Consider the following 19,744-nt stretch of genomic DNA (forward strand, 5'->3'; position numbering starts at 1 on the left):
TTACAAAATAAGAATAGCCTTTTGGGGAATTCTCTAAATTATTCGAGTGGCTTGTAGGCGGTAAATCCTGACCGGCGGTGAGGGAGTCTATGAATCAAGCCCTCCCTCACCGCCACATTCTGGTTCAACAGAAATGACTGTTATTGAGCGAGCATCTCAAGCTTGCGTTTAGCTTCTACCTGGCCTTGTTCTGCGGCCTTACGATACAATATATCTGCTCGTGCTTTATCTTGTTCGACTCCCAAGCCCTGTTCATACATGAGGCCTAGTGCGTATTGCGCGCCCGCATCACCTTGTTCTACCGCTTTGCGAAACCATTCAATAGACACCGCAATATCTTGAGCTACTCCTTCGCCTTTGTTATACATCACGCCGAGATTGTATTGAGAACGCGCATCACCTTGCTCTGCTGCTTTGCGGTACCATTGCACCGCTTGCTGTTCATCTTGTTTAACCCCAATGCCGTGGGCATACATGACACCCAAGTTATATTGTGCACCAGCAGCCCCTTGTTCGGCTGCCTTACGATACCATTTCACTGCTTGCGACAGATTTTTTTCGACACCTTGACCTTGTTCATACATGGCGCCAAGGTTGTTCTGGGCATCAATGTTCCCCTTTTCCGCCGCCTTACGATACCAAGCGACAGCCTGTTTATCATCTTTTGCTACGCCTTGCCCTGTTGCGTATAAAAGGCCTAAATGAAATTGTGCCCCGGCATTTCCCTGCTGGGCCGCTTTTTCAAACCAAACAGCCGCCTGTTCAGTATTTTTTGTCACCCCTAGACCACGAAAATAGCAAAGACCCAGCAGATACTGTGCATCACTCACCCCTTGTTCTGCTGACTTACCAAACCACATCACGGCCTGGGCACTATCTTTCTCTACCCCTTTTCCATTCAAGTAGAGTGCGCCAAGTACCACCTGAGCTTTGGCATTATTCTGTTCTGCCGCTTTGCGAAACCAATATACCGCTTGTTTTTCATCTTTTTCTGTCCCTTCTCCATTGGCATACATGGTGCCAACCAAAAATTGCACTTTGGCATCCCCACGTTGGGCCAGCGGTAACCATTGATTTAAGGCTTCCGAATAATCTTTTTTTTTGAAGGCGGTCATACCACGATCAAAATCCGCCATTGCCGATGAAATAAATAAAACGCACAGCATTCCTGCTGCTACAACTCGACGCAAAACAGTAAGCATAAACTCCCCTTCAAGGTGAACCGTTATCATGTATGAAAAACTGGCAGGTTATTGAGTGATCTCCGCAAATGACGAAGGACAAAGCCGCTATCCACAAACTATTATCCTATCCATGATACGGCTCGCCCCTTGGCTTTCGCAATATCATTTAATTAACCGTGGTCTATATAGCAAAAAACTCCCTACCAGCGAATCGTGGTAGAGGAGTTTAGGGTCGGGCTAAACCTGTTAGAAGTTGTACTTGGCCCCCCACATCACGCCAGTATCACTGTAATCGTTGAAGTAGCTCAGGTTATTGGCCACACTTTTACCCAGCTTGAAGGTGAAACATTGACTGACTTTGCAGCAAAGCGACCACAGCTTAGCCATCTGAGCTAAAACTATAAAAATATTCTTGACCGCTTAGCCGAGTCTCCCTATAGTACCGCCCCGTTGCACACAGTGTTGTGCAACAAAAACGGTGAGGTGTCTGAGTGGCTGAAGGAGCACGCCTGGAAAGTGTGTATACGCGAAAGTGTATCGAGGGTTCGAACCCCTCTCTCACCGCCAAATTAAGAGAGAAAGCCTGAATTCACGTTCAGGCTTTTTTGCTTTTATATTCCCCCACACTGAGAGGCTTTTGCCTTCAGTTACTTTTCCTTGTCCCATGTTGGACTCGTGCCTAATAAACACACCTGCTGATACTGCCAACGAATCCCCTACAGTACTGGTTCTTCAACCTGCCTTGGTGCTAGCTACTTGTCGGCAGCGGCATGATCCAAGAGCAGTAAAAAAAGAAGCTGCAACGTTATCCGCTGCAGCCTCTTCAAAAGCTTAACTGACAAGTATTAAGCTTAATGCTGGTGCTTTTTCAAGTGCTGACTTATCTATTTCAGGTCAAAGCGATCATTGTTCATCACTTTGTTCCAAGCTTTAACGAAGTCACGGATAAATTTCTCTTTGCCATCTTGTTGAGCATAGACCTCGGCGTAAGCGCGCAACACCGAGTTTGAACCAAACACCAGATCGACACGGGTTGCAGTCCACTTTATAGCTCCACTCTGACGATCCACGATCTGGTAAGCATTGCGACCGATCGGTTTCCAGCTGTAATTCATATCGGTCAGGTTGATAAAGAAGTCGTTACTCAGTACCCCGACCTTGTCGGTGAAGACACCGTGTGAGGAGCCCCCATGGTTGGCGCCAAGGACCCGTATGCCGCCGACGAGGACGGTCATTTCACGTGCTGTGAGCCCTAACAACTGGGCCCGATCGAGCAGCATTTCTTCCGGTTGTACTTTGTAGTGATCTTTCTGCCAATTGCGAAAACCATCGTGCAATGGTTCAAGGAAGGCAATCGACTCGGAGTCTGTCTGCTCGGCGCTTGCATCGCCTCGCCCTGGTGAAAAGGGAACGACGATCTCGACACCAGCTAGCCGAGCTGCCTGTTCCACTGCTGCACTACCACCAAGGACTATCAGGTCAGCCAAGCTGATAGGCTTGGCCAGTGTGGACTGCAAAGCGTTCAAGGCATTGAGCACTTTTTCAAGACGGGCCGGTTCGTTCCCTTCCCAATTCTTCATCGGTGCGAGACGAATACGCGCACCATTGGCCCCACCGCGGAAATCGGAGGCTCGGAAGGTACGGGCGCTGTCCCATGCTGTTGCGATCAGATCAGCAGGAGCGATACCGCAAGCCAGCAGCTTACCTTTGAGCTCCTCGATCTCCTCGGAGGAGAGTTGATAATTTACAGTTGGAACCGGATCTTGCCATACCAGTACTTCACTCGGCACTTCTGGGCCGAGATAGCGGCTGCGTGGCCCCATGTCCCTGTGAGTCAGTTTGAACCAGGCGCGGGCAAAAGCATCAGAAAAGAGCGCCTGATCGGCGGCGAAACGCTCTGAGATTTCCCGGTATATGGGGTCAAAGCGTAAGGCCATGTCTGCGTCGGTCATGATAGGGTTGCAGCGGATGGATGGGTCCTCCACATCCACCGGGCGATCCTCTTCTTTGATCGTAACCGGCTCCCATTGCCAAGCACCGGCCGGACTCTTCTTGAGCCACCAATCATGGCCAAGTAACATCTTGAAGTAACCATTATCCCAACTGGTTGGGTGGCTGGTCCACGCTCCCTCGATACCACTCGTCACCGTATCGCGACCGATACCGCGGGTTTCATTGTTTATCCAGCCAAGCCCTTGCTCGTGTACATCGGCCCCCTCGGGGGCTGGTCCAAGACGAGCGGCACTGCCGTTACCATGGGCTTTACCGACAGTGTGTCCACCGGCGGTCAGGGCGACGGTCTCTTCATCGTTCATACCCATGCGGGCAAAAGTAACACGCATGTCGTGCGCAGTTTTGATAGGGTCTGGGGTGCCATCGACGCCTTCAGGGTTCACATAGATGAGACCCATCATCACCGCCGCCAGCGGATTCTCAAGGTCTCTTTCACCGCTATAACGGCTACCTTCGCTACCGCTCGGTGCTAACCACTCTTTTTCTGCTCCCCAGTAAATATCCTTCTCAGGATGCCAGATATCCTCACGGCCACCAGCAAAGCCGAAAGTTTTAAGCCCCATAGACTCGTAGGCTACGTTACCTGCCAGAATCATCAGGTCAGCCCAGGAGATCTTGTTGCCGTATTTCTGTTTGATGGGCCACAGTAAGCGGCGAGCCTTGTCCAGGTTACCGTTATCAGGCCAACTATTGAGGGGAGCGAAACGCTGGTTGCCAGTGTTAGCTCCACCGCGGCCGTCAGTAGCACGGTAAGTGCCCGCAGAGTGCCATGCCATGCGGATCATCAGACCACCATAGTGACCCCAGTCTGCTGGCCACCAAGGTTGGCTGTCGGTCATCAGAGCATGGAGGTCGGCTTTGAGAGCACTGTAGTCAAGACTGTTGAAGGCTTCAGCATAATCGAAAGACTCATCCATGGGATTGGTCTTGCTGTCATGTTGGTGGAGGATGTCAAGATTGAGGGCGTTGGGCCACCAGACTTGATGCTCTTGGCTGGCGGAAGTATTGGCGCCAGTTGTAAAGGGACATTGACCGACCCCGCTAGATATTTTTTCCATTTGTGATCCTTTTCATTTTTATAACAGCATTGAGATGTTTTGCTGCGATAGTATTTTCAGTGAGCTAACAGGCATTATTTATTGCAAACAGTGATGAAAAAGCAAAATAAGCAAACTATCCGTCGAGATTTCGGCTCTTACATCCCACAAGTTTAGTTCTTCTTCTCGTGAAGCGCCGCCCTTGGTTTATCACATTGTGCAGTAGCATCAGTGTGGCTTGCTTACTGAGATGCTGCTGCATTAAAAGCAATGCTTACGTACAATGTTTATGGCACGGGTGGCTTGATGCTAGGTCCCTGTATGCGGGGTTCAACTTTTTGACAAGGTAAATAGCGTTTTGATTTTAAGTCGCACAAATTGCTGCCCCCAGCACTCTGCTCTATCCCCTGACATGCTTATATACTCGTCATACTTAAAGTTGCATGTGTGTTGGCTTTCCTCGCTCACCCCAGTCACTTACCAGTGTAAGCTCCTGGGGATTCTCTGCGTTGCCGCCTTCCTGCAACTCGAATTATTTAGTGTATAAATGTCTTTGTTTCGAGTCATGTAGCTTTGCCTATGTCCGCAGTGTCGTGTGCGTCAGCAACCTATTTGTATGTTGTGAAAAAGTAAAAGAAAACGACTATTGGCCCTTCATTGCTCAGAAACGTGCTCAGAAACGGACACCATTCGCTTAAAAGCTAAAAAGCCGCTATCGAGTTGGGTGATATAGGCTATTTGTCTGAAACAAGAGCATTCTACGTGGCATTACACTTATTTGTAATTTAACAATTACTATCGAATTAATAGACAAAACAGATTACTCGGTGAGCAATAGTCGGTTTGGTATCCGCCACACTAGAGGGCAGCTTTAGATAAAGCCACAACTGCTACGACCTAACTAGCCTGCCATTTAAACGGTCACAGCCGCCCGCAGGGTAAGCGCAGAGAATGAAGCCCTATCTCACCGCCAAATTAAACAAAAAAGCCTGAATGCGAATTCAGGCTTTTTTGTTATCTTTAAAACCCTATTCATATTCTGGCTGCAAATACTCCACACTCTCTTGATGCAAGACATACACTTTTTTACATAAAGGTGTATGGTAGCTGGCAACAATTCGAGACGGGATACACTATGCCCAGCCATATGCCCCGCCATTTGTTCTCTTTTCGAGATTTGGTTTACTAGCCCGATGAAAACCCAAAGAATTAACCAAATACGTCCCTTCAGTGCATTAATCGACGCCTGTTGGCGAGAACCTTATTCCCTGCAACGTTTATTAAAAGACGCCATCGCCGGCGTGACAGTTGGCATTATTGCCATCCCGTTGGCAATGGCGCTGGCCATTGCCAGTGGTGTCCCCCCACAATATGGGCTCTATACTGCCGCCATTGCCGGTATAGTTATCGCGGTCAGCGGCGGTTCACGCTACAGCGTTTCTGGCCCGACAGCGGCATTTGTGGTGATCCTGTTCCCAGTTTCACAGCAATTTGGGCTTTCTGGCTTATTGATTGCCACCCTGCTTTCAGGCATATTCCTGCTGATTATGGGGCTGGCTCGCTTCGGGCGTTTAATTGAATACATCCCGCTCTCTGTGACCCTCGGTTTTACCTCTGGCATCGCCATTACCATCGCCACTATGCAGGTGAAAGATTTTTTTGGTCTGCAGTTAAGCGAAATGCCAGAAAACTATATCGGCAAGGTCTATGCCCTGCTGCACGCGCTACCTACCCTGAATTTTGCTGATACCTTGATAGGTGTAGTCACTTTACTGGTATTGCTGATATGGCCAAAACTTGGCTGGCGTATTCCTGGCCACTTGCCCGCTTTACTGGCTGGAACGATGGTAATGGCCATTCTGGCGTATTTTGACTTCCAGGTCGCCACCATCGGCTCCCGTTTCAGTTTCCAACTTGCTGATGGCAGCCAAGGCCAGGGGATCCCCCCTATCCTGCCACAATGGGTATTACCGTGGGAATTACCCGCTGCCAATGGCAAAACCACCGCGTTAAGTTGGCATCTGTTTTCAGCTTTGCTGCCTGCTGCATTTTCCATGGCGATGCTCGGTGCTATTGAATCGCTGTTATGCGCTGTGGTACTCGATGGGATGACCGGCAAAAAACACCATTCCAATGGTGAATTGATCGGTCAGGGCATGGGTAATATTATCGCCCCATTCTTTGGTGGGATCACCGCCACCGCTGCCATTGCGCGGTCAGCAGCCAATGTGCGTGCCGGGGCAACATCACCGATATCCGCAATTATTCACTCACTGATGGTGCTGCTGGCGTTACTGCTACTGGCTCCCTGGCTCTCCTATTTGCCGCTGGCGGCGATGGCATCCCTGTTGTTATTGGTGGCCTGGAATATGAGTGAAGCGCATAAAGTGGTTTATTTACTGCGGCGCGCGCCCAAGGATGACATTCTCGTCATGCTACTCTGCCTGTCGCTCACGGTGTTATTTGATATGGTGATCGCCATTACCGTAGGTATTGTACTGGCTTCACTGCTCTTTATGCGGCGTATCGCCCGGATGACCAAGTTAAGTGAGCTGAGTGCGGCAGATGACCGCCTGATAATGCGCGTTAATGGCCCACTGTTTTTCGCCGCTGCTGAACGTATTTTCAACGAACTGACGTTACGTGGTGAAGGCTATCGCACCATTATCTTGCAATGGGATGCCGTGCCAGTGCTGGACGCCGGGGGGTTAAATGCACTGCAGCGCTATATTGATGCCTTACCGCCAGGTAAGGAGTTGGTGATCACCGATATGCCTTTCCAGCCGTTGAAAACCCTGGCCCGAGCCCGAATGCAACCCATCGACGGGAAATTATATTTCTACCCTACGTTGCCTGATGCTCTAAAGGCGCTGGACGCTCAATAACAACATGGGTCATAACTATAGTGGTCATAATAACACTGGCCCATAACTAGACTGGCCCATAACTAGACGGGTCATAACTACACTGTCTCAATAGCTACGTTGTCTCAATAACAGCATTGATTGTCTCAATAACAGCATTGATTGTCTCAATAGCTACGTTGTCTCAATAACTACATTGTTTCAATAACTACACTGGCCCGGCTACTTACGCCAGGCCAGTTGCTTACCGCCAACAGCTTAATTACTGGTATCCAGCTCCGGGAAGCTTTTCACCAAATCATCAATCGCTTTCATCTGCTTCAAGAAAGGCTCCAGCTTATCTAACGGCAATGCTGATGGGCCATCACACTGGGCATTCTTCGGATCGGGATGCGCTTCAATAAACAAGCCAGCCAGCCCCACCGCCATGCCCGCCCGGGCCAGTTCGCTGACCTGTGCACGGCGGCCACCAGATGCGCTGCCAAAAGGATCGCGGGTTTGCAGGGCGTGGGTGACATCAAAAATCACCGGATGACCACCAGTGACATTTTTCATCACGTTAATGCCCAACATATCTACCACCAGATTGTCATAGCCAAAGTTGCTGCCACGATCACACAAGATAACCTGATCGTTGCCACCTTCTTTAAACTTCTCGACAATATTGCCCATCTGCCCGGGGCTAACAAACTGTGGCTTCTTAACGTTGATCACCGCACCCGTTTTAGCCATAGCTTCAACCAGATCGGTCTGGCGCGCCAAAAAGGCGGGTAACTGAATCACATCCACCACTTCGGCCACCGGTTGTGCCTGAGCAACCTCATGCACATCGGTGATCACCTTAACGCCAAAGGTATTTTTCAGTTCCTGAAAAATCTTCATCCCTTCTTCCAGGCCCGGCCCACGGTAAGAGTGGATAGAAGAACGGTTGGCTTTATCAAAAGAGGCTTTGAAAACATAGGGAATACCCAACTTCTGGGTTACGTTCACATAGTGTTCGCAAATACGCATGGCTAAATCACGCGATTCCAGCACATTCATACCGCCAAACAGCACAAACGGAAGATCGTTCGCTACCTTGATATCACCAATGCTAACCACTTTTTGTTTCATGTTTGCGCCTTTTTTAATGATCAATTGAAATAACTTAATGCAGCGTAACCTGTTTTAAATCAATGGAATGGATTTGAATTTTAATCACTTCACTCACCGGATCTTCCGGGCACTGCTCGATAAAATAGTTAAGATCAGTAACCGCCACATGGTTGCATTCCAAGTGCGCATAAATCAACCCACGATCACGGATTTCATAAGGGTCCTCCGGGTCGAAGCTCAACACCGTTTCACTGGCACGCAAGGCCATTTCCATCTGTTTCTCTTCCATTAACGCGACTTTCAGCGTATCGAGCATTTTACGCACCACATTAACATTTTCGGCTTCATCCAGGTCGTCATCTTCCAATTCCGCCCCCAGCCCCAGGTTGCCTTTAATCCACACCTCTAACTGATGCTCATTGAGCGTTTCGCCATTGAGTGGGTTGATTAGCCACATCTCTTCATCTAACCAGTCAGCACGCAGGATTAATTGGGTTGGAAAAATCACTGGCATCAACGGCAAATCCAGTTGATGGGCAATATGCAGAAAAATGGTGCCTAGCGACACCGATGCCCCTTGGCGAGCGTCGAGCACTTTATCTAACCAGATGGCATCAGAAAGACGGTAGACGCCACTGGAACCCCCGAACCCCCAGGTTTTGAAAAATAAGGCGATCAGCGCATCCAGTTGTTCTTCTTGAGTCAGATCTGCCGAGATGCTTGCCCGGGCTTCGGTGACCAACTGTTGCAACTTGCGTTTAACCTGATTGACTGGGAAATCACCTCTTATGGCCTGTGATACCAAGATCACTCCCTCACTGAGGAGTGAAGTATTAAATTCAAAATCGGTAATGCTACTCATAGGTATCCCATCAAAAACGGTATTTTCGTTGTGGCAAGTTTAATGATCAGGTACAGGCACCCCAGTGCCAGCACAAACGCCAAATGCGCAAACGCCTGCTTAGTGTTCTGTTACCCAAGGCAACATGACCCAGCAGGATATAAATAATAACGCCAAATAACTTTTCGGTCAGCCATGTATCGCCACCCAGTAGCGGATAAGTTCCACCAAGCACCAATAACGTCACATGTTTAAAAACAGCAGCGTATCATTGATATAGGGCACTATTTCCACCCAGCGCCGCTGTATTATTGACCACCCTGCCACGGCCAAAAAAATACAACACAAATTGGCTAATACTGATCGCTAACGCTAATATGTGCGGCTGCTTCAGCCCTTGATGGCCATCATCACATCCCTGATTGCTGAGGAGGTTTCTGGCCCAGTGTCACCCGCTCATTGCCGCCATAATCACGGTAAGTATCAACCGCAATAAAGCCAGCATGCTGCAATAAAGCGCGTACTGCCTCCCCTTGCTGCCAACCATGTTCTAGCAATAACCACCCTTCTGGCTGTAAAAAGCCGGGAGCTTGCTGCACGATAGCCGCCAAGTCCGCCAAACCACTCTCTGCCGCCACTAACGCGCTATCAGGCTCAAAACGCACATCACCTTGCAGCAGATGAGGATCATTTTTATCAATATAAGGTGGGTTACTGACAATCAGAGTAAATTGCTGGCCAATAACCGGCGTAAACCAGCTGCCTTGCAAGAAATGTGCATTGCTGATGGCCAATTTTCGTGCATTATGTTGTGACAGTGTCACGGCTTCCGGCTGCAGATCAACACCGGTTACCTGGCAATCGGGCCGTTCACTGGCGAGAGCCAACGCAATGGCCCCGCTGCCGGTGCCTAGATCCAAAATGCGACAGGGCGCGGTGGGTAAGCGCGCCAATGCCTGTTCAACCAAACATTCGGTATCTGGACGCGGGATCAGGGTCGCCGGGGATACTGACAATGGCAACGACCAGAATTCGCGTTCACCAATTAGATAGGCCACCGGTTCACCACGCTCGCGGCGAAGCAGTAAACCCTCTAATTGCGCTATTTGCGGCTCAGTCAGCAGCGTCTCACCAAAGGCCAACAGGAAAGTTCTGGCATGGCCGGTAACGAACCCCAATAGGATCTCGGCATCCCGCTTGGCGCTGTTATTGTGTGTCAAGCGGGTATCGTGTGACAAGCGGGTATCGTGTTTCAAACGGGATACCGCGGTTTTCAGCCAGGATTGATAATCCATTAGTCTGACTCAGCAGAGAGCGCCGCCAGTTGGTCAGCCTGATATTCCTGCACAATCGGCTGGATCAGCATATCCAATTTGCCTTCCATCACTTCATCCAGGCGATAAAGTGTCAAGTTGATGCGGTGATCAGTCACGCGCCCCTGCGGGAAGTTATAAGTCCGGTTGCGGTCTGAACGATCGCCGCTGCCCAGCAGGTTACGGCGGGTAGACGCTTCAGCTTGTTGACGTTTGGCCATCTCTGCTGCACGAATACGCGCCCCCAGTACCGACATCGCCTTGGCTTTGTTTTTGTGCTGTGAACGTTCATCCTGGCACTCCACCACGATGCCGGTTGGCAAGTGGGTAATGCGGATAGCCGAATCGGTGGTGTTTACGTGTTGCCCACCGGCACCGGAGGAGCGAAAGGTATCAATCTTCAAATCAGCCGGGTTAATATCCGGCAATTCCGCCTCAGGAACTTCCGGCATCACCGCCACCGTACAAGCCGAGGTGTGAATGCGCCCCTGGGACTCGGTTTCCGGCACCCGCTGTACACGATGTCCACCCGACTCAAACTTTAACTGACCGTATACACCCTCACCAGAGACTTTGGCGATCACCTCTTTGTAACCACCGTGCTCCCCATCGTTGGCGCTCATCACTTCAACGCGCCAACGGCGCGCTTCAGCATAGCGGCTATACATGCGGAACAAATCACCGGCAAAAATAGCCGCTTCATCCCCACCGGTACCGGCGCGAACTTCCAGGAAGCAACTGCGCTCATCATCAGGATCTTTGGGCAACAACAAGACCTGTAACTGCTGCTCCAGCTCTTCTGACGCGGCCTTCGCCTGTTTCAACTCATCCTGCGCCATTTCACGCATTTCCGGATCATCCAGCATCATTTCTGCCGTCGCCAAATCTTCCTGCACCTGGCGCCATTGCAAAAAGCAGCTGCTGACATCCGTCAACTGTGCATATTCACGCGATAACCCGCGAAACCGATCCTGATCGGCAATAACCCCGGCATCGCCGAGTAACGCCTGAACTTCTTCATGGCGCTCTTGTAACGCTTCCAGTTTGGCAACAATAGAAGGTTTCATGCGTGATTTTAAACCCTGTTATATAGAAGATAACTCATGCTAATCCAGCCCGAGGCTGTCGCGTAAAAGTTGTAACCGCTCCATATCGCCATCACCGGCGGCCTGCTGGAGGGATTTTGTCGGCGCATGAATAAGGCGATTAGTCAATTTATAGGCCAACTCTTGAATGACTTGCTGCACATCAGCGCCCTGAGCAATCGCAGCCAGGGCTTTGGATTCCATTTCCGCCCGGATCTGATCAGCCTGCGAACGGTAATCTCTGATGGTTTCTATTGCCCCTTGTGCCCGTAGCCAGGTCATAAAGTGACTACTTTCCTGCAGCACAATGGATTCCGCCTGCACCGCTGCCTCTTGGCGTTGCGCCAGGTTACTTTGGATAATCGCCTGTAAATCATCCACACTGTAAAGATAGGCGTTCGCCAGTTTACCCACTTCCGGCTCGATATCACGGGGAACCGCAATATCTACCAGCAACATCGGCTGGCTACGGCGTGCTTTTAATGCGCGTTCTACCATGCCTTTACCGATAATCGGCAACGGGCTAGCGGTAGAAGTGATAATAATGTCAGCCTCCGCCAAACGCGCGTCAATATCGGCGAGGGAAATAACGGTCGCCCCCACTTCATCGGCCAGTAGTTGAGCACGTTCACGGGTTCGGTTAGCAATAAACATCTGCTGTACTTTATGTTCACGCAAGTGGCGAGCCACCAGTTCTATGGTTTCACCCGCCCCCACCAACAGCACATTTAACTGCTCCAGCGATTCGAAGATCTGGCGCGCTAACGAACAGGCAGCAAAAGCAATGGAAACCGCACTGGCACCGATTTCCGTTTCGGTACGCACGCGTTTGGCAACCGCAAAAGATTTCTGGAATAGGCGTTCCAATTCGCTGGAAAGCGATTGACCACGCTGTGATTCGGCAAAAGCTTTTTTAACTTGCCCCAGGATCTGTGGCTCACCCAGCACCTGAGAATCCAGCCCACTGGCTACGCGCATCAAATGACTAACCGCATCATTGCCATAGTGCCAATAGAGGTTTTTGCTGATTTCTTCCGGACGCAGATGGTGATAATCACATAACCAGTCAATCAACTGTTCACGTAGATGATCTTGCTGTTCTACACTGAGGTAGAGTTCTGTGCGGTTACAGGTGGACAAGACCACGCCGCCCTGCACCATGGGTTGCTGGAGCAAGCTATTGAGCGCTGCATCGATCGACTCTGGGGAGAAGGTCAGCCGTTCTCGTAGAGAAACTGGAGCAGTTTTGTGATTAATACCTAAAGCAAGCAGGGTCATTGCGTCGAGTCATCGGTCTCTAGTGCAGACTTTCGTTGGTTGGCATTCTACTTGATGCACCGCATCAATAAAAGTAACAAGCGCATGTTCAGGCCAATCGTTGCTACTGAGTTATCCTTGCTATCACCATGTTCAATCGTGCAGCGAGCACATAGGTGGTAAATAGGTGGTAATTGGGTATATTCCACGGTAGCCAAAAGACGCATTGTATTTAGCCCTGCAACTTGAATAAACTGGGTAGAGATATTTCCCCATCCATGCCCGCTAAGGCCGAAGGACACCCAAAGTGATGTTTACCCGTAAAGTTAATCTGCTTCGCCTGCTACCGTTAGCCAGCCTGCTTTTGACGGCCTGTACCCTCCCTGGTGGTGGCCCATCAACCAGTGCAAACTCCCCCCAGTGGCGTGCTCATGAGCAAGCCGTACAGCAACTCAATCAGTACCAGACTCGTGGCGCTTTCGCTTTTCTTTCTGAACAGAAAAAAGTGTATGCCCGCTTCTTCTGGCAACAATACTCGCCGGAGCGTTACCGCCTGTTGCTCACCAACCCGCTTGGCAGCACTGAGCTGGAGTTAAATGTACAAAGCGGCATGGTACAAGTGATGGATAATCAGGGCCGACGCTATGTCAGTGATAACCCGCAAGAGATGATCCGCAAACTGAGTGGGATGGAGATCCCTCTGGATAATCTGCGCCAATGGATGCTCGGTTTACCCGGTGAAGCCACCGATTTCCAACTCGACTCACAATATCGCCTGAAAAAATTGACCTCTCAGCAAGGTGAACTGACCTGGACCGTGACCTATCAAGAGTACAACACTGATTTGAAAATCCCGTTGCCTAGCCGTCTTGAGTTACAACAGGGTGATCAGCGCATTAAATTGAAAATGGATAACTGGACACTTAAATGATCCACCAGTGGCCCTCACCGGCAAAACTTAACCTGTTTCTTTATATCACTGGCCGCCGTGCGGATGGTTACCACCTATTACAGACCCTGTTTCAGTTTCTGGATTATGGCGATACGCTAACCATCACCCCACGCCAGGATGATCACATTCAATTATTGACCCCTATCGCCGGGGTGCCTGATGATCAGAATCTGATTATCCGTGCCGCCAGTTTGTTACAGCAATATTGTGTTAACCACGCTATTGCCAATACCCCCCTGGGGGCAGATATCAGCATTGAGAAACGTTTACCGATGGGGGGCGGCCTGGGGGGTGGCTCGTCCAATGCCGCCACAGTACTGGTGGCACTTAACCAACTTTGGCAATGTGGCCTGAGCGATGAGCAACTGGCCACCCTTGGGTTGACACTGGGTGCTGATGTCCCGGTTTTCGTCCATGGTCATGCGGCTTTTGCTGAAGGCATTGGCGAACAGTTACAACCGGCAAGTCCGGCAGAAAAATGGTATTTAGTGGCTCATCCGGGCATTCATATTCCTACGCCAGTGATTTTTGCCGATGCAGAACTAAAAAGAGACACCCCGGTTCGGCCGTTAAGTGCCCTATTGCAGGCACCTTACAGCAATGACTGCGAATTAATCGCAAGAAAACGTTTTCGCGAGGTTGAACAGCTTCTTTCATGGCTGTTACAATACGCGCCGTCACGCCTGACTGGCACAGGTGCTTGTGTGTTTGCTGAATTCGACACAGAAACCGCCGCTCTTCAGGTGTTAAATAAAGCCCCATCTTGGTTGCGTGGGTTTGTAGCGCGAGGCGTTAACGTCTCGCCACTCCATCGCATCCGTGCTGGGCAGTAGTTTGCGCCGTAGCTCAACGTTTCGTTGTACAGAGACAGATATTACTGTTACTGCCAGTGGTCACTGTGCCGAAAGACTTACTCAGGTAAGTTACTCGCTCAGTCTCTGCCGCCACGGTAACTGGGAAAGTAACCCGTGCTATCTGTTGCTGTCATCCCTGCGCTACCTGCGGTTTTATTGGGTTTTAGACTCTAAATAATTCGGATTGCTTGCAGGGGGCAAGTCAGAGAGTCGCCAGGAGCATAGCTCACTATGTGACTGGTGCGAACAGACGCAGCCAACACCCAAGCAGTTTGAAGTATGACGAATCTATGCCCGTATATATATTGTTGTGATGCCACCTGCCTCTGGGTGAAATCTGATAACAATATCTTCTTCTGGACGCAAGCCTGAGGTTCTTCTCGTGCCTGATATGAAGCTTTTTGCTGGTAACGCCACACCGGAACTAGCACAACGTATTGCCAACCGTTTGTACACCAGCCTTGGTGACGCCGCTGTAGGTCGTTTTAGCGACGGCGAAGTGAGCGTGCAAATCAATGAAAACGTACGCGGCGGTGATATTTTCATCATCCAGTCCACCTGTGCACCTACCAATGACAACCTGATGGAGCTGGTTGTGATGGTGGATGCCCTGCGTCGCGCCTCCGCAGGCCGCATTACTGCCGTTATCCCTTACTTCGGTTATGCCCGTCAGGACCGCCGTGTGCGTTCCGCCCGTGTGCCAATCACTGCCAAAGTTGTTGCCGACTTCCTCTCTAGCGTTGGGGTTGATCGGGTATTGACAGTTGATCTGCATGCTGAACAGATCCAAGGCTTTTTCGATGTACCGGTAGATAACGTGTTTGGTAGCCCGATCCTACTGGAAGACATGTTGCAACAGAATCTGGTCAACCCGATTGTGGTTTCCCCAGATATTGGTGGTGTAGTACGTGCCCGTGCCATTGCCAAGCTGCTCAACGACACCGACATGGCTATCATTGACAAACGTCGTCCTCGCGCCAACGTTTCTCAGGTGATGCATATTATCGGTGATGTCGCAGGCCGTGACTGTGTGCTGGTTGATGACATGATCGATACCGGTGGTACTTTGTGTAAAGCGGCAGAAGCGTTGAAAGAGCGCGGTGCCAAGCGGGTATTTGCCTATGCCACGCACCCTATCTTCTCCGGTAATGCCGTGCATAACATCAAGAACTCGGTGATTGATGAAGTGATTATCTGTGACACCATTCCGTTGTCACCAGAAATCAAGGCACTGAAAAACGTGCGTACTCTGACACTGTCTGGCATGTTGGCTGAAGCTATCCGCCGTATCAGCAATGAAGAGTCAATCTCTGCCATGTTTGAGCATTAATAGTCAATACCCGTGGTCATTCAAGTGCACCACGGGTTTTAGGCTAAGTCACTCAGCGTGTATGAGTGAAAACAGAAAACCCGTTGTTGCGAATGCGCCAACGGGTTTTTTTATGTAACTGAACGGCGAACTCGCGTTGCGTGTCCCTTCGCCGCCACTGAAAGTAAAGTCATAACCACTACTTTAAATGGCACAAACTTTCAGGCTTAAGGAAGGTTCGATTTAATCGGTGGAGTTCAGCGGCATCCTGAGTTGAGCTATTAGTAAAAAGATTTCCAATCTTCAAACTGCCCCCTGATAGGCACCGCAATCGCAAAAAGGCGTCATTAGGTTTTATTGGCCGCCAGCACGTGCTGGCGGCTTCACCAGCTTAAGCTTCAGCGTGATTTATACGCCGTGCCTGATCATACTTTGTCTTCCAGTATTGATTGTTCAGTTCTGAAACCGTGATCCCCACTTTGCTAGAGGCATGGACAAACTTGCCATTTCCAATGTAAACGCCAACGTGGTGTTTCTGCGACGAAATTTTGAAAAATACCAGATCGCCAGTGTTAAGCTCGTTCTTGGCGATGCGCGAACCCAATTTGATCTGCTCGTGGGTGGTTCTTGGCAAACTATAGGAAAATTCGTCTTCAAAAATGCGCTGCATATAAGCAGAGCAATCAATCCCTTTGCGCGAGTTGCCGCCAAGTTTATAACGAACACCTTCCCATTCATCATAATGGTTCAGGATTTTTTTAAGTCTTTGCATGTCGTCGCGGTGCTCTGATTTACCAGGAGCATTTTCGCCGAGAAGCGGTAAATTAAAAAAATCCTGCTTAGTGCTGGTACTTGCAGTGACAGAAGTTGCAGACAACGAGGTTAAAACAAAAATTAATGGAGTGAAAATTTTTAGCATGATGAAATCGATAATGAAAATTGAATAACCATACTCGTCATACTTCAAGTTACATGCATATTGGCTTTGTTACTCGGCCCATCCGGGGCCTCGGCCCTTAGGGGCACCAGCATCAATGCTGTTCAAAAACGCGTAGCGTTTTTGTCCTCAAACTAAAGTTATTAAGAGTACATCCTTGTTTAAAACACCTTCCAGAGCTTTGAAAGAGGCGGCACTATACACGGTTTCTGCTCAGAAACACACCTAGGATTGATTCTTTATTGACCTATTATGGCGTCTAGGTACCCACTATTTTATTAGTGTATTGATTTGTATTTATTTTTTATGTTTATACACTCAATAATTCGAGTAATAGTATGGATTGGCTGGTTATAACCGCGTAAACCTTCCTTATCTCAGTGAGACGGACCGTGATGATTAGGGTTATTACGGCAACGTTTATCGAAGTGTTTAACCCACCAATAGCGGTCAGCAACCTTTTCACGACCACCAATACGCGCACCAGCAAGCCACAACACCGCGCCAATAAAAATACTGGCAAGGGCCCCATGCGTTAAAAATTGTGGCAGACCGAATTGTGATACTTCAGCCAAAATGGAGTATCCGACCCCACCTATCATCACCACCATACCCAATCCCATTAAAACGTTGCCGATAATCTCTGCGCTTTTACGTTTCATTCGTCACCTCTACATTACCTTGTGCCAACTGGGGATATCACTCACTCTGTTAATAACATTAAGTTTAGCCATTAACCTACAAAAAGTGTGCCTTAACGGTCACAAATAGAGACAATAGTTGACCATGATTTACACCACCATAAAAAATGCTAATCAATTGAGTTGTTTTACTTACACGTTCGCCTAACCAACACCTTTGCGCCAGAGTTTTGTCATTCCACGCGCCGGAGGGTAAACTAGTGCCCTTCCGATTATTTTTAGCATGGCGAATTTCCCTGTGAGCAGTATCAAATTGATTGTTGGCTTGGCAAACCCGGGCGCAGAGTATGCCCAGACAAGGCATAACGCCGGTGCCTGGTATGTTGACTTACTGGCTGATCGCCATAACCAACCACTCAAGGAAGAGAGTAAATTCTTCGGTTACACCGCACGCCTGAACCTGGCAGGTAACGACGTGCGTTTACTGGTTCCCACCACCTTTATGAACCTCAGTGGTAAATCTGTGGCGGCGATTGCCAGTTTTTACCGTATTCTGCCGGAAGAAATTCTGGTGGCTCACGATGAGCTAGACTTACCGCCGGGTGTCGCCAAACTTAAGTTGGGTGGTAGCCACGGTGGTCACAATGGCCTAAAAGATATTCAAAGCAAGCTCGGCAATAGCGCCAACTTTTACCGTTTGCGCATTGGTATCGGTCATCCGGGTGATAAAAATAAAGTCGTGGGTTTTGTGCTAGGTAAACCCCCAACAACCGAACAAACATTAATTAATGACGCGATTGATGAGTCGTTACGCTGTACCGATATCCTGCTGACGGATGGCATCACCAAAGCCATGAACCGCTTACACGCCTTTAAGGCAGGTAGTTAGCGGAACGCTCACCAAAGCAACTATACCCAAGTTCATTCAAGTTGCAGGTAGGCGGCAACCGAGTGAATCCCTGGGAACATAGCTAACTATGTGACTAGGGTGAGTGAGTGAAGCCAACAACCCTGCAGTTTGAATGGCGACGGGTAGATCGAGATAACCCAGTATTCAGTGTATAATGGCGCGATAATTTTGCCTTCATCGGGCAGGCTAACATTAACCTATTGATAGTAATAATATTTAAGGTGATATAAACATGGGATTTAAATGCGGTATCGTCGGTCTGCCTAATGTTGGCAAATCCACCCTGTTCAATGCGTTGACCAAAGCGGGAATTGAAGCAGCCAACTTCCCGTTCTGCACCATTGAACCTAATACCGGCGTAGTCCCGATGCCTGATGCACGCCTGGACCAGTTGGCTGAAATCGTCAAGCCTCAGCGCATTCTCCCCACCACCATGGAGTTTGTTGATATTGCTGGGCTGGTAAAAGGTGCTTCTAAAGGTGAAGGCCTGGGTAACCAGTTCCTGACCAATATCCGTGAAACCGAAGCCATTGGCCATGTGGTGCGCTGCTTTGAGAACGACAATATTATTCATGTTAATAATAAAGTCGATCCAGCCAACGATATCGACGTGATCAATACCGAACTGGCCCTGTCTGACCTGGATACCTGTGAGCGCGCCATGCATCGCGTGCAGAAGAAGGCCAAAGGGGGCGACAAAGACGCCAAAGCGGAACTGGCGGCCTTAGAAAAATGCCTGCCGCAGTTGGAAAATGCCGGTATGTTGCGCGCGCTGGATCTGACAGAGGAAGATAAAGCAGCCATCCGCTATTTAAGCTTCCTGACGCTGAAACCGACCATGTATATCGCCAACGTTAACGAAGACGGTTTCGAAAATAACCCCTATCTAGACCAAGTGCGTGATATTGCTGCTGCAGAAGGCTCAGTGGTGGTTGCAGTTTGTGCCGCTGTCGAGTCAGATATTGCCGAACTGGAAGATGACGAACGTGCAGAGTTTATGGCAGAACTGGGGCTGGAAGAGCCTGGTTTAAACCGTGTGATCCGCGCTGGTTATGAACTGCTCAACCTGCAGACCTATTTCACTGCCGGTGTTAAAGAAGTCCGCGCCTGGACCATCCCTGTTGGAGCCACCGCGCCACAAGCCGCTGGTAAAATCCACACCGACTTCGAAAAAGGCTTTATCCGCGCACAAACCATCTCTTTTGAGGACTTTATTACCTACAAAGGTGAACAAGGTGCCAAAGAAGCCGGCAAAATGCGTTCAGAAGGGAAAGACTACATCGTTAAAGATGGCGATGTGATGAATTTCCTGTTTAACGTCTAATTAATATTACCGATCTCAGGACATCTTACGGTGTCTGGCGGATAAGATAACAGACTTAAAATCCACGCGATTGCGTGGATTTTTGTTTTTATAGCAACGTGAATTTTTTTCACTACAGTGCTGTAAAA

General features: G+C 49.4%; 16 protein-coding genes, 1 tRNA gene and 1 pseudogene. 7 read left to right on the forward strand and 11 right to left on the reverse strand.

Annotated features, from left to right (window positions below):
- Positions 1 to 140: 140 nt before the first annotated feature.
- On the reverse strand, positions 141 to 1,202 hold the full coding sequence (locus ACX9GV_RS09295; protein WP_473197837.1) for an SEL1-like repeat protein: 1,062 nt from the start codon (positions 1,200 to 1,202) through the stop codon (positions 141 to 143).
- 228 nt (positions 1,203 to 1,430) lie between these two features.
- A complete protein-coding gene (locus ACX9GV_RS09300; protein ID WP_473197838.1) occupies positions 1,431 to 1,571 on the reverse strand; it encodes a hypothetical protein in 141 nt (46 codons plus the stop codon).
- A 90-nt stretch (positions 1,572 to 1,661) separates the two neighbouring features.
- Here ACX9GV_RS09300 and ACX9GV_RS09305 point away from each other — a divergent pair.
- Positions 1,662 to 1,751 (forward strand) — tRNA-Ser (locus ACX9GV_RS09305).
- Between the two features lie 317 nt (positions 1,752 to 2,068).
- On the opposite strand, the gene katG is transcribed toward ACX9GV_RS09305, so the two are convergent.
- On the reverse strand, positions 2,069 to 4,255 hold the full coding sequence (katG, locus tag ACX9GV_RS09310) for a catalase/peroxidase HPI (protein WP_473197839.1): 2,187 nt from the start codon (positions 4,253 to 4,255) through the stop codon (positions 2,069 to 2,071).
- Between the two features lie 1,172 nt (positions 4,256 to 5,427).
- On the opposite strand from katG, the gene dauA reads away from it, so the two are divergent.
- Positions 5,428 to 7,119, forward strand: coding sequence for a C4-dicarboxylic acid transporter DauA (gene dauA / locus ACX9GV_RS09315; RefSeq protein ID WP_023492101.1), 1,692 nt, complete (start codon positions 5,428 to 5,430; stop codon positions 7,117 to 7,119).
- A 237-nt stretch (positions 7,120 to 7,356) separates the two neighbouring features.
- Here the strand turns inward: dauA and kdsA are convergent, their stop codons facing one another.
- From kdsA to hemA, 6 genes and pseudogenes are all read right to left on the reverse strand, one after another.
- Complete coding sequence (kdsA, locus tag ACX9GV_RS09320) at positions 7,357 to 8,211, reverse strand: 3-deoxy-8-phosphooctulonate synthase (protein WP_473197840.1); 855 nt, start codon at positions 8,209 to 8,211, stop codon at positions 7,357 to 7,359.
- Positions 8,212 to 8,245: 34 nt separating this feature from the next.
- On the reverse strand, positions 8,246 to 9,055 hold the full coding sequence (sirB1, locus tag ACX9GV_RS09325) for an invasion regulator SirB1 (RefSeq protein ID WP_023492099.1): 810 nt from the start codon (positions 9,053 to 9,055) through the stop codon (positions 8,246 to 8,248).
- Positions 9,052 to 9,428, reverse strand: a pseudogene (locus ACX9GV_RS09330) (SirB2 family protein). The gene sirB1 and the pseudogene ACX9GV_RS09330 overlap by 4 nt, the downstream one beginning before the upstream one ends.
- Before the next feature lie 16 nt (positions 9,429 to 9,444).
- Positions 9,445 to 10,329: a peptide chain release factor N(5)-glutamine methyltransferase gene (prmC, locus tag ACX9GV_RS09335; RefSeq protein ID WP_473197841.1), complete on the reverse strand. Its 885-nt coding sequence runs from the start codon at positions 10,327 to 10,329 to the stop codon at positions 9,445 to 9,447.
- Complete coding sequence (gene prfA, locus ACX9GV_RS09340) at positions 10,329 to 11,414, reverse strand: peptide chain release factor 1 (protein WP_023492096.1); 1,086 nt, start codon at positions 11,412 to 11,414, stop codon at positions 10,329 to 10,331. Before prfA ends, prmC begins: the two co-directional genes overlap by 1 nt.
- 39 nt (positions 11,415 to 11,453) lie before the next feature.
- Positions 11,454 to 12,710 (reverse strand): glutamyl-tRNA reductase, encoded by a 1,257-nt coding sequence (gene hemA / locus ACX9GV_RS09345; protein WP_473197842.1) that lies wholly within the window; start codon positions 12,708 to 12,710, stop codon positions 11,454 to 11,456.
- 289 nt (positions 12,711 to 12,999) lie between these two features.
- Between hemA and lolB the strand changes: the two genes are divergently transcribed.
- From lolB to prs, 3 genes are all read left to right on the forward strand, one after another.
- Entirely contained in the window at positions 13,000 to 13,620 is a 621-nt protein-coding gene (gene lolB, locus ACX9GV_RS09350; protein ID WP_473197843.1) for a lipoprotein insertase outer membrane protein LolB, read from the forward strand.
- A complete protein-coding gene (gene ispE, locus ACX9GV_RS09355; protein WP_473197844.1) occupies positions 13,617 to 14,474 on the forward strand; it encodes a 4-(cytidine 5'-diphospho)-2-C-methyl-D-erythritol kinase in 858 nt (285 codons plus the stop codon). The genes lolB and ispE overlap by 4 nt, the downstream gene beginning before the upstream one ends.
- Before the next feature lie 403 nt (positions 14,475 to 14,877).
- Positions 14,878 to 15,825: a ribose-phosphate diphosphokinase gene (prs, locus tag ACX9GV_RS09360; protein WP_023492091.1), complete on the forward strand. Its 948-nt coding sequence runs from the start codon at positions 14,878 to 14,880 to the stop codon at positions 15,823 to 15,825.
- A gap of 370 nt (positions 15,826 to 16,195) precedes the next feature.
- Here the strand turns inward: prs and ACX9GV_RS09365 are convergent, their stop codons facing one another.
- Together ACX9GV_RS09365 and ychH are read right to left on the reverse strand one after the other, a co-directional pair.
- Positions 16,196 to 16,723 (reverse strand): NlpC/P60 family protein, encoded by a 528-nt coding sequence (locus ACX9GV_RS09365; RefSeq protein WP_473197845.1) that lies wholly within the window; start codon positions 16,721 to 16,723, stop codon positions 16,196 to 16,198.
- 395 nt (positions 16,724 to 17,118) lie between these two features.
- Positions 17,119 to 17,403 carry a stress-induced protein YchH gene (gene ychH, locus ACX9GV_RS09370; protein WP_023492087.1) on the reverse strand — a complete coding sequence of 95 codons (285 nt, stop codon included), beginning with the start codon at positions 17,401 to 17,403 and terminating at the stop codon, positions 17,119 to 17,121.
- A gap of 277 nt (positions 17,404 to 17,680) precedes the next feature.
- Between ychH and pth the strand changes: the two genes are divergently transcribed.
- Positions 17,681 to 18,271 (forward strand): aminoacyl-tRNA hydrolase, encoded by a 591-nt coding sequence (pth, locus tag ACX9GV_RS09375; protein ID WP_473197846.1) that lies wholly within the window; start codon positions 17,681 to 17,683, stop codon positions 18,269 to 18,271.
- Positions 18,272 to 18,524: 253 nt separating this feature from the next.
- Complete coding sequence (gene ychF / locus ACX9GV_RS09380; protein WP_473197847.1) at positions 18,525 to 19,616, forward strand: redox-regulated ATPase YchF; 1,092 nt, start codon at positions 18,525 to 18,527, stop codon at positions 19,614 to 19,616.
- Positions 19,617 to 19,744 lie beyond the last annotated feature (128 nt).

It is taken from the genome of Serratia sp. 25CWL12 (genome assembly GCF_055790885.1).

Bases quoted from the DNA above. Each gene is read 5' to 3' on its own strand.
- dauA (WP_023492101.1), top strand. From the start codon at position 5,428: ATGAAAACCCAAAGAATTAACCAAATACGTCCCTTCAGTGCATTAATC.
- hemA (WP_473197842.1), bottom strand. From the start codon at position 12,710: ATGACCCTGCTTGCTTTAGGTATTAATCACAAAACTGCTCCAGTTTCT.
- prmC (WP_473197841.1), bottom strand. From the start codon at position 10,329: ATGGATTATCAATCCTGGCTGAAAACCGCGGTATCCCGTTTGAAACAC.
- ACX9GV_RS09365 (WP_473197845.1), bottom strand. From the start codon at position 16,723: ATGCTAAAAATTTTCACTCCATTAATTTTTGTTTTAACCTCGTTGTCT.
- katG (WP_473197839.1), bottom strand. From the start codon at position 4,255: ATGGAAAAAATATCTAGCGGGGTCGGTCAATGTCCCTTTACAACTGGC.
- lolB (WP_473197843.1), top strand. From the start codon at position 13,000: ATGTTTACCCGTAAAGTTAATCTGCTTCGCCTGCTACCGTTAGCCAGC.
- ACX9GV_RS09295 (WP_473197837.1), bottom strand. From the start codon at position 1,202: ATGCTTACTGTTTTGCGTCGAGTTGTAGCAGCAGGAATGCTGTGCGTT.
- ispE (WP_473197844.1), top strand. From the start codon at position 13,617: ATGATCCACCAGTGGCCCTCACCGGCAAAACTTAACCTGTTTCTTTAT.
- ychF (WP_473197847.1), top strand. From the start codon at position 18,525: ATGGGATTTAAATGCGGTATCGTCGGTCTGCCTAATGTTGGCAAATCC.
- ACX9GV_RS09300 (WP_473197838.1), bottom strand. From the start codon at position 1,571: ATGGCTAAGCTGTGGTCGCTTTGCTGCAAAGTCAGTCAATGTTTCACC.
- ychH (WP_023492087.1), bottom strand. From the start codon at position 17,403: ATGAAACGTAAAAGCGCAGAGATTATCGGCAACGTTTTAATGGGATTG.
- kdsA (WP_473197840.1), bottom strand. From the start codon at position 8,211: ATGAAACAAAAAGTGGTTAGCATTGGTGATATCAAGGTAGCGAACGAT.
- prfA (WP_023492096.1), bottom strand. From the start codon at position 11,414: ATGAAACCTTCTATTGTTGCCAAACTGGAAGCGTTACAAGAGCGCCAT.
- sirB1 (WP_023492099.1), bottom strand. From the start codon at position 9,055: ATGAGTAGCATTACCGATTTTGAATTTAATACTTCACTCCTCAGTGAG.